The following is a 10,150-nucleotide window of genomic DNA, read 5'->3' as shown; positions in this document are numbered from 1 at the left end:
ACCGTACTGGCGGCGCTCATCGCCGAAATGCTGGTGGCGGGTTCCGCGTCCGCGCAAACCGCAGCCGAACCGGTGGAGGCCGGCGCCAAGGTCATCGTCAGCGGCATCCGCGCCTCGCTGTCCTCATCCCTGACCACCAAGCGCATGCAGGACGGCGTGGTGGACGCCGTGTCGGCCGAAGACGCCGGCAAGTTCCCGGACACGAACATCGCCGAATCGCTGCAGCGCGTGACCGGCGTGCAGATCCAGCGCAACAACGGCGAGGGGCGCTACATCTCGGTGCGCGGCCTGGGGCCGGAGTTCAACAACGTGCTGGTGAATGGCCGCACCATGACCAGCGACACCGGCGGCCGCGAGTTCTCCTTCGACCTGCTGTCCTCCGACCTGATCTCGAAAGCGCTGGTCTACAAGACCTCGCAGCCCTTCCTGCCAGARGGCGGCATCGGCTCCACGGTCGATATCCAGACCGCGCGCCCGCTGTCCGGCAAGACCGGCCACTCCTCGGTGCTCAACGTGTCCGATTCCTGGGACTCCAATTCCCGGAAGCACACGCCCAACGCCAGCGGCATGTACTCCTTCGCCAACGAGGAACGCACCTTCGGCGTGACCGGCTCGCTGTCCTTCACCGACCGCAAGTCCAAGCAGAACAAGGCCGTCACCGACGCCTGGAACTACCGCGACGTGAACATGATCAACGGCGACCTCAACTCCAAGGGGTTGACCATGGCCGACGTGACCACCAGGAAGCTGTACATCCCGCAAAGCTACGGCTTCCAGCAGGAGAACGAAACCCGCAAGCGCCTGGTCGGCAACCTGACGGTGCAATACAACCCGTCGCCGACCTGGAAGCTGACCGCCGACGCCCTGTATTCCCGCCTGGACCAGGAAAACGCGGTGATCGCCTTCAGCGACTGGAACAACCCGCAGCAGYTGGGCGTGAAGTACGATTCCAACAACCAGATCACCAGTTTCCTGCGTCCCGGCGCCACCTTCTACGCCAACAATCCCGCCATCGCCGGCAGCGGCAAGCTGCTGGGCGAGGCCAACTCCAACGACATGATCGTCAAGGGCGGCGACCGCCTGTCGACCACGCGCGCCTTCGGCCTGAACTCCAGGTGGGCGCTGGCGCCGGAGTGGAAGCTGGAGGCGGACGTGTCGAGTTCCCGCACCAGTTCCCAGTCGCCGGACATGTGGATCGTGGCCGGCATGGTGCCGAAAAACGGCGACGTGCTGTCCTTCAACGGTACCCCCAGCATCACCTTCGGCGACGGCATTGCCGACCCGACCGCCGTGCGCGCGCACGCGGTGTCGTACGGCGACATCCGCAACAGCGACAAGCTGCATGAAGGGCGCATGAACCTGTCCTGGAACCACGAGATGGGCTACTTCAAAGGCGTCGATTCGGGCGTCGCCTATTCGCAGCGCAGTGTGGGCCGCAGCCAGTGGAACAGCGATTCGTGGAACGCCTTCAGCGGCTACCACGTGGCGCTGCCGTCGTCGCTGTTTACGGTCACGCCGATGGACAAGTTCATGGGSGCGGACGTGAAGATGCCGGATGCGTATCTGAGCTTCGACCCGTACGCCTACATGAACTACCTGAACCAGCCCGCGCTGCTGGCCCAGTCGAACGATCCGGCACTGTACTCGGACAAGACCAGGTTCCCGAACGGCCCGATGGCGATCGACTACACCAAGCCGAACATGTGGGGCGTGAAGGAGAAGGTATCGAGCTTCTTCGTGGACTCGAAATGGGAAGGCGAGGGCTGGTCCGCCAACGCGGGCGTGCGCGTGGTGCACGTGAACTCGGCCTCCACCGGCATCAGCCGCACCTTGCTGTCGGCGACCAAGAGCCCGAACGACACCACCTATATCCTGAACTACGGCCCGGCCAGCACCACCACCGTGAGCAACAGCTACAACAGCGTGCTGCCGTCGGCCAACCTGAAGTTCGACCTGASCAGCGACATGCTGCTGCGCCTGGGCGCCTCCAAGACCGAAACCCGCCCGACCCTGAACCAGATGGGCGTGGACAACTGGTACGGCGGCCGCTTTGGCGACGTGCAGACCGGCGGCGGCAATCCCTACCTGAAGCCGATGGAGTCGAAGAACCTCGACGTGTCCTACGAATGGTATCTGTCGAAGACCAACTACGTCAGCGCCGCGCTGTTCCAGAAAAAGGTCTCCAACTTCCTGGAAACCCAGCTGGTGGACCTGCGGATTCCGCAATACACGGAAGTGGTGCACGACACGCGCGTGCGCAACGGGCAGTCGGGCAAGATCAAGGGCCTGGAGCTGGCCGGCCAGTATGCCTTCGACACCGCAATCCCCTGGCTGCAGGGCTTCGGCGTGGCCGCCAACTACACCTACGTCGATGCGCAGGCAAGCCGCAACGGCGGYCCGTCCGCTTGCGGCTACCCCGGCCTGTCGCCGCAGTCGTACAACGGCTCGATCTTCTATGAGAACAGCAAGTTCTCGGCCCGCGTGAGCTACAACTGGCGCAACCACTTCTCGGTGGACTGCGGCGGYGGCAGCACCATGCCGCGCAACCGCGCCGCTTACGGCCAGACCGACGCCAGCCTGCGCTACAACATCACGCCCAAGATGTCGCTGTATGCAGACGCCATCAACCTGGGCAACTCGCGCATGCACGAGTACGCGCTGAACGAGTCCCAGTTCCTGACACTGGAAGACGTGGGCCGCCGGGTCAACCGATCCACCTGCTCGGTGAAGACCCGGTCGACTCCATGCGCATCCTGATCAACAGCGCCATCGTTGTATGCAGACGCCATCAACCTGGGCAACTCGCGCATGCACGAGTACGCGCTGAACGAGTCCCAGTTCCTGACACTGGAAGACGTGGGCCGCCGGGTCAACGTCGGCCTGAGGATGGCGTTCTAAATGGCGCGCGCGAACCTGCCCCGCCGCCGCCTGCTGCAAGGCGCCGCCGCCGCCGCCGGCGGCGCGCTGCTGCCCATGCGCGCTCTCGCCCAGGGCGCCGCGTCGCCGCGCTTTGCCATCGGCGCCAGCGACTTTCTGCTCGATGGCAAGCCGCTGCAGATCCGCTGCGGCGAAATGCACTTCGCGCGCGTGCCGCGCGAATACTGGCAGCACCGCCTGCAAGCGATCAAGGCCATGGGCCTGAATACCGTGTGCGCCTACCTGTTCTGGAACTACCACGAATGGCGTGAGGGGAAATACGACTGGAGCGGCCAGCGCGATGCGGCCGAGTTCTGCCGCCTGGCTCAAAAAGAGGGACTGTGGGTGATCCTGCGCCCCGGCCCATACGCTTGCGCCGAATGGGAAATGGGCGGCCTGCCGTGGTGGCTGCTCAAGAAGCATCCGGGCGATGCCTATCTGCGCACCCGCGACCCGGCCTTTGTCGATCCGGCGCGGCGCTACCTGCGCGAAGTGGGCCGCGTGCTGGCGCCGATGCAGGCGACGCAGGGCGGTCCCATCCTGATGGTGCAGGTTGAGAACGAGTACGGTTTCTTCGGCGAAGACCTGGAGTACATGCGCGTGATGCGCCAGGCGCTGCTCGATGCCGGGTTCGATGTGCCGCTGTTCCAGTGCAATCCCACCAACGCGGTGGTCAAGACACATATCCCCGAGCTGTTCTCGGTGGCCAATTTCGGCAGCGATCCCGCCGCCGGCTTCAAGGAGCTGGCCAAGGTGCAGCGCGGACCGCTGATGTGCGGCGAATATTACTCGGGCTGGTTCGACACCTGGGGCAACCCGCACCGCCGGGGCGACAATGCGAAGGCCGTCATCGATATCCAGGCCATGCTGGAGGCGAACGGTTCGTTCAGCCTGTACATGGCCCATGGCGGCACCACCTTCGGCCTGTGGGGCGGTTGCGACCGTCCGTTCAGGCCCGACACCACCAGCTACGACTACGACGCGCCGATCAGCGAGGCCGGATGGGTGGGCGCCAAGTTCAAGGCCTACCGCGAAGGCATGCGCCCGTTCCTGGCGCCGGGCGAAGTGCTGCCGGAGCCGCCGGCCCGCAATCCCGTCATGGCGATAGGCCCATTCGCACTGAAGGAGTCGGCGGCGGTGTTTGCCAACCTGCCTGCGCGCGCGATCAAGGCGGTTTCGCCGGAACCGATGGAACAGTACGACATCAGCCGCGGGCTGGTGGCCTACCGCGTGCAGCTGCCTGCAGGACCGGCGGGCCTGCTTGCCGCGGCCAAGGTGCGCGACCTGGCATGGGTGTACATCGACGGCAAACAGCTTGGCACGATGGATACGCGCCACCGGCGTTTCTCGGTGGCCGTTCCGGCGCGCAGCAAGCCCGTGACGGTGGAGATCCTGCTGTACACCATCGCGCGGGTCAACTTCGGCCTGGAGGTCCACGACCGCAAGGGCCTGCACGGTCCGGTGACGTTCACCGTCAAGGGCGGCGCCGCGCAGGCGCTGGAGAACTGGGAAATCCGCGCCATCGACTTCGACGCCGATGGCACGCTGCCGCCGCTGGCGTTCAAGGCCGGGCGCGCGCAGGGGCCGGCATTCTGGCGCGGCGGCTTTGACGCCGCCCGGCAGGCCGACACCTTCCTCGACATGTCCAGCTGGGGCCAGGGCATAGTCTGGATCAACGGCCGCTGCCTGGGACGCTACTGGAGCATAGGCCCGACCCAGACCATGTACCTGCCCGGTCCGTGGATCCGCAAGGGCCGCAACGACGTGGTGGTGCTGGACCTGACCGGCCCGCGCAGCGCGCGCATGGCCGGCCTCACCGAGCCTATCCTGGACCAGCTCAATCCCGAGCTGGACCTGGCGCGCCCGCCCAGCACCGTCAGGCCGGCGCTGGCGGATGTGGTCCCGGCCGGTGCCGGCGAATTCGCGGCCGGCGGCGCCACCCAGGATGTGCTGTTTGCCGCGCCGGTGGCGGGGCGCCAGTTCTGCCTCGAATCGCTGGATGCCTTTGACGGCAAGCAGTACGCGGCGGCGGCGGAGATTTCATTGCTGGGCAAGGACGGCAAGACGCTCAACCAGCAATCCTGGACCATCGCCTACGTCAGCAGCGAGGAGCTGAAGAAGGAGGACGGTTCGGCCCTCAACGCCATCAACGGGCAGGCCTCGGACCACTGGCATACCGCATATGCCGGCGCGGCGGCGGCCGGCGCCGCGCATCCGCACCGGCTGATCATCGACCTTGGCCAGCGGGTGGCGGTGGCCGGCATGCGCTATACGCCGCGCCAGGGCCCCGATACGGTCACCGGCCGCATCAAGCAATACCGCGTGTACGTCGCAGACAAACTGGTCAGCGAGTAGCGCGCCGGCGCCGGGGGATGGCGGCCATCCTCCGGCGCTCCACATATGCCAAATCGGCATACGTTCGCGCAAACATTACATATTTACGCGCTAGCTATGCGCGCTAGACTGGCGTCAAACCATCACCCCTTCTTTGACCGCCATGAAAATTACCAAGCTGACTACCTACCGTATTCCACCGCGCTGGATGCTGCTCAAGATCGAGACCGACGAAGGCATCGTGGGCTGGGGCGAACCCGTCATTGAAGGCAAGGCCCGCACCGTCGAGACGGCGGTGCAGGAGTATGCGCAATACCTGATCGGCCAGGATCCGCGCCGTATCAACGATTTGTGGCAGGTGATGTACCGGGGCGGTTTCTACCGCGGCGGCGCCATCCTGATGAGCGCCATGGCCGGCATCGACCAGGCGCTGTGGGACATCAAGGGCAAGGCCCTGGGCGTGCCGGTGTATGAACTGCTGGGCGGCCTGGTGCGCGACCGCATGAAAACCTATAGCTGGGTAGGCGGCGACCGTCCGTCCGACGTGATCGAAGGCATCCGCGCGCTGCGCAAAGCCGGCTTCGACACTTTCAAGATGAATGGCACCGAGGAGTTCGGCATCATCGACAGCGCCGCCGCCGTCGACGCGGCAGTGGGCCGCATTGCCGAGATTCGCGGCGCCTTCGGCAACGAGATCGAGTTCGGCATCGACTTCCACGGCCGCGTGGCCGCGCCGATGGCCAAGGTGCTGCTGCGCGCGCTGGAGCCTTACCGCCCGCTGTTCGTCGAAGAGCCGGTACTGGCCGAGCAGGCCGAGTACTATCCGCGCCTGGCCGAGTCGACCTCGATTCCGCTGGCGGCCGGCGAGCGCATGTACTCGCGCTTCGAATTCAAGAACGTGTTCCACGCCGGCGGCTTGTCCATCGTGCAGCCGGACCTGTCGCACGCCGGCGGCATCACCGAATGCGTGAAGATCGCCGCCATGGCCGAGGCCTACGACATCGCGCTGGCGCCGCACTGCCCGCTGGGCCCCGTCGCGCTGGCCGCGTGCCTGCAGGTGGACTTCGTGTCGCACAACGCCGTGCTGCAGGAGCAGAGCATGGGCATCCACTACAACAAGGGCGGCGAAGTGCTGGACTATGTGCTCAACAAGGAGGACTTCCACCTCGAAAAAGGCTACATCAAGCCGCTGCCCAAGCCGGGCCTGGGCGTTGAAGTGGACGAGCAGCGCGTGATCGAAGCCAGCAAGAACGCCCCCGACTGGGCCAATCCGCTGTGGCGCCACTTCGACGGGAGCGTGGCGGAATGGTAAGCGCGGCCACGCCGGGGAACGCCGATGGCAACGCGGCCGCATTGGCGGCGGCGCGCCTGATCGGCATCGACTGGGGCAGCACCGGCTTGCGCGCCTTCCTGGTCGGCGCCGACGGGCTGGCGCTGGTGGAACGCGCCACGGCGCAGGGCGCGGCCACCTTGTCCGGCGCGGCGGCTTATGCGGCGGTGCTGGACCAAGCGGCGGGCGACTGGATGCGTGCCCGTCCCGACCTTCCGGTGCTGGCCTGCGGCATGGTCGGCAGCCAGTACGGCTGGGTGGACGTGCCTTACGCCGCCTGCCCGGCGGACGCGCAGGCGCTGGCGTCCGGCATGCGCCGCACGCCGGACGGCGCGGCCCTGATCATTCCCGGCCTGCTGAAGGAGGGCGGCGGCTTGCCGCCGGACCTGATGCGCGGCGAGGAAACCCAGATCGTCGGCGCGCTGCAGCGGCGTGCCGAACTGCGGGAACAGGCTTGCATCGTGCTGCCCGGTACCCATTCGAAATGGGCACAAGTGCGCGGCGGCCGCGTGGAACGCTTCGCCACCCACATGACGGGCGAGCTGTACGCGGTGCTGCGCCAGCATTCGGTGCTGGGCCGGCTGATGCCGGAAGCGAAAGACGCCGGCTCCTTTGACGAAGAGGCCTATTGCGAAGGCGTGGAAATGGCGCGCGACGCCGGCCACCTCGGCATGAGCCACCAGATCTTCTCCGCCCGCAGTCTGGGCGTCACCGGGCGCATGCCCACCTCGGCGCTGGCCGATTACCTGTCCGGCCTGCTGATCGGCCACGAGCTGCGCGCCGGCCTCGACTGGCGCGCCGAGGCAAAACTCGACCACGCCCCGCTGGCGCTGGTCGGCAGCCCGGCGCTGTGCGCGCGCTACCAGCTGGCGCTTCAGCGCTACAGCGGCGTGCCGGCCCTGGTCTTGGACAACACCGCGCCTGCGGGCCTGTTAAGCCTGGCGCAAGCCGCCGGCGTCGTTAAGGAGAATGCAGCATGACCCCATCTTCGACCCCATCCTTATTCGCCAGCGCGTTCGATGCGCTGCCCCTGGTCGCCATCCTGCGGGGCCTGCGACCGCAGGAAGCCGAAGAAGTCGGCGCGGCGCTCTACGAAGCGGGCTTCCGCATGATAGAAGTGCCGCTCAATTCGCCGCAGCCGCTCGAATCCATCGAACTGCTGTCGCGCAGCCTGCCGGCCGACGCGCTGCTGGGCGCCGGCACCGTGCTGAGCGTGCAGGCGGTGCAGGAGGTGAAAAATGCCGGCGGCCAGTTGATCGTGATGCCGCACGCGGACACCGAGGTGATCCGCGCCGCCAAGGCGGCCGGCATGTTCTGCGTGCCCGGCGCCGCCACGCCGACCGAAGCTTTCGCCGCCGTGCACGCGGGCGCGGACGCGGTCAAGCTGTTCCCGGCCGAACTGATCACCCCCACCCTGGTGCGCGCCATGCGCGCCGTGCTGCCGCCCACGCTGCGCCTGCTGCCGGTTGGCGGCATCACGCCGGAAGGCATGGCGCCGTACCGCGCCGCCGGCGTGGCGGGCTTCGGCCTGGGCGGTGCGCTGTACCAGCCTGGCCTGAGCGCGGCGGAAGTCGGCGAACGTGCCCGCGCCTTTGTGCGCGCATGGCGTAGCTGATGGACGCCGCCGCGCGCCAGCACGTGGCCGCCGGTGTGGCGAAGGCGGTAGCGCCTGACGCCCACGTGGCGGCTCTGCGCTGGCACGCGGACCGCTGGTGGTGGACCGATCCGGACAGCGCCGCGCTGTACTTGTGGAACGCCGCTGGCGCCCATGCCGGAACCAAAACCGCCGCGCCCTTGCGCAGCCGGCTGCCCGATTCCGTCACCGCCTTTGCATTTTGCCAGTCCGGCCGCGTGCTGCTGGCGCAGGCCAAGTGGCTCTGCTTCGCCGATCTGGCCGTGCCGCCGCTGGAAGGGCTGGGGCGGCGTCCGCCGCAGCCTGCCGTGGCGGTGGACCCGGCCGAGCCGCGCACCGCCATCAGCGACGGCAGCACGGACCGCGCCGGCAATTTCGTATTCGGCACCGCGGCCGCCCCCAGCCGGACCATGGGCGGCACCGCCATCGGCAGTTTTTACCAGTACTCCTCGCAGCACGGCCTGCGCCGCCTGGCGCTGCCCACGGTGGCCGCCGCGCACAGCATCTGTTTCAGTCCGGACGGGCGCATCATGTACTTCAGCGACGCGTCCACGCGCCGCATCCAGCAGTGCGACTACGACGCCGGCGCCGCGCGCGTGGCCAATGTGCGCCTGTTCGCCGAACTGGCCGATGGCGAGCCGCTCGGCGCCACCATCGACAGCGCCGGCTGCGTGTGGAGCGCGCAGGCTGCCGGCAGCGCCGCCGGCGTCGGCCGCCTGGTGCAGTACGCGCCGGACGGCAGCGCGCTGCGCAGCACAGCGCTAGCCTCATCGCACCCCATCCGTCCCGCCTTCGGCGGCCCCGAATTGAACCAGCTGCTGGTGGGCGCTGCCGGCGGCATGCATGTGATTGACGGCGGGGGCGCGCGCGGCCTGCCCGATGCCTTGTTCGACGATATAAAAACATAATCAAAAAAACATCACCAACCGGACCAACTGGAGACACGCATGAAGATCAAACTACTCGCAGCAGCCCTGACAGCAACGCTGGCCGCCGCCGCCTTCACTGCGCACACCGCGCAGGCGGCCGACCCGGTCAAGATCGGTTTCCTGGTCAAGCAGGCCGAGGAGCCGTGGTTCCAGGATGAATGGCGCTTCGCCGAGCAGGCAGCCAAGGAAAAAGGCTTCACGCTGGTGAAGATCGGCGTGCCGAATGGTGAAAAAATGATGGCCGCGATCGACAACCTGGCCGCGCAAAAAGCGCAAGGCTTCATCATCTGCGCGCCGGACGTGAAACTGGGCGCGGCGGTCGAACGCCAGGCCAGGCGCCAGAACCTGAAAGTGATGTCGGTGGACGACCGCCTGGTGGACGGCGCCGGCAAGCCTATCGCCAGCATTCCGCACATGGGTATTTCGGGCTACGAGATCGGCCGCCAGGTCGGCCAGGGCCTGGCCGAGGAAATGAAGGCGCGCGGCTGGAAGCCGGAGGAAGTGGGCGCGCTGCGCATCGCCTACGACCAGCTGCCGACGGCCAAGGAGCGCACCCAGGGCGCGGTGGACGCGCTAAAGGAAGCCGGCTTCCCGGCGGCGAACATCGTCGATGCGCCGCAAAGCCGTACCGACACCGAAAGCGCGTTCAACGCGGCCAACATCGCGCTCACCAAGCAGGCCCGCTTCAAGCGCTGGGTGGCCTTCGGCCTGAACGACGAAGCGGTGCTGGGCGCGGTGCGCGCCGCCGAAGGACGCGGCCTGCGCGCCGATTCCATGATCGGCATCGGCATCGGCGGCAGCAAGACCGCGCTGAACGAGTTCGCCAAGCCGGCTGCCACCGGCTTCTACGGCACCGTGCAGATCAGCCCCAAGCGGCACGGCTACGAAACGTCGCTGCTGATGCACCAGTGGATCACCGCCAACCAGCCGCCGGCAGCGGTGACGCTGACCAAGGGCACGCTGATGACGCGCAAAAATCAGGCCGAGCTGGTGAAAGCCGGAGGCTGA

Annotated in this window: 8 protein-coding genes; all 8 read left to right on the top strand. The window is 67.2% G+C overall.

The features are described 5' to 3' along the window. A partial coding sequence (locus tag ASD15_RS29945; protein WP_082552241.1) for a TonB-dependent receptor occupies window positions 1-2,757 on the top strand: 2,757 nt, incomplete at its 5' end. Between the two features lie 15 nt (window positions 2,758-2,772). Then, window positions 2,773-2,898: a hypothetical protein gene (locus tag ASD15_RS33595; RefSeq protein ID WP_267877845.1), complete on the top strand. Its 126-nt coding sequence runs from the start codon at window positions 2,773-2,775 to the stop codon at window positions 2,896-2,898. Then, entirely contained in the window at window positions 2,899-5,271 is a 2,373-nt protein-coding gene (locus tag ASD15_RS29940) for a beta-galactosidase (protein ID WP_057158684.1), read from the top strand. Between the two features lie 142 nt (window positions 5,272-5,413). Further along, entirely contained in the window at window positions 5,414-6,562 is a 1,149-nt protein-coding gene (dgoD, locus tag ASD15_RS29935; protein ID WP_057158735.1) for a galactonate dehydratase, read from the top strand. Continuing rightward, the gene (locus tag ASD15_RS29930; protein ID WP_057158682.1) at window positions 6,556-7,560 is read left to right on the top strand and encodes a 2-dehydro-3-deoxygalactonokinase; all 1,005 of its coding nucleotides are present in this window, start codon (window positions 6,556-6,558) and stop codon (window positions 7,558-7,560) included. Before dgoD ends, ASD15_RS29930 begins: the two co-directional genes overlap by 7 nt. Then, window positions 7,557-8,195 carry a 2-dehydro-3-deoxy-6-phosphogalactonate aldolase gene (locus ASD15_RS29925; protein ID WP_057158680.1) on the top strand — a complete coding sequence of 213 codons (639 nt, stop codon included), beginning with the start codon at window positions 7,557-7,559 and terminating at the stop codon, window positions 8,193-8,195. Before ASD15_RS29930 ends, ASD15_RS29925 begins: the two co-directional genes overlap by 4 nt. Next, entirely contained in the window at window positions 8,195-9,121 is a 927-nt protein-coding gene (locus ASD15_RS29920) for an SMP-30/gluconolactonase/LRE family protein (protein WP_057158679.1), read from the top strand. Before ASD15_RS29925 ends, ASD15_RS29920 begins: the two co-directional genes overlap by 1 nt. A 39-nt stretch (window positions 9,122-9,160) precedes the next feature. Beyond that, entirely contained in the window at window positions 9,161-10,150 is a 990-nt protein-coding gene (locus ASD15_RS29915; protein WP_057158677.1) for an arabinose ABC transporter substrate-binding protein, read from the top strand.

Source organism: Massilia sp. Root351, from assembly GCF_001425045.1.
Taxonomy (GTDB): Bacteria; Pseudomonadota; Gammaproteobacteria; order Burkholderiales; family Burkholderiaceae_D; genus Rugamonas.
Note: the sequence above shows the minus strand (reverse complement) of the source record. Positions and strands in the feature narration are given on the sequence as shown.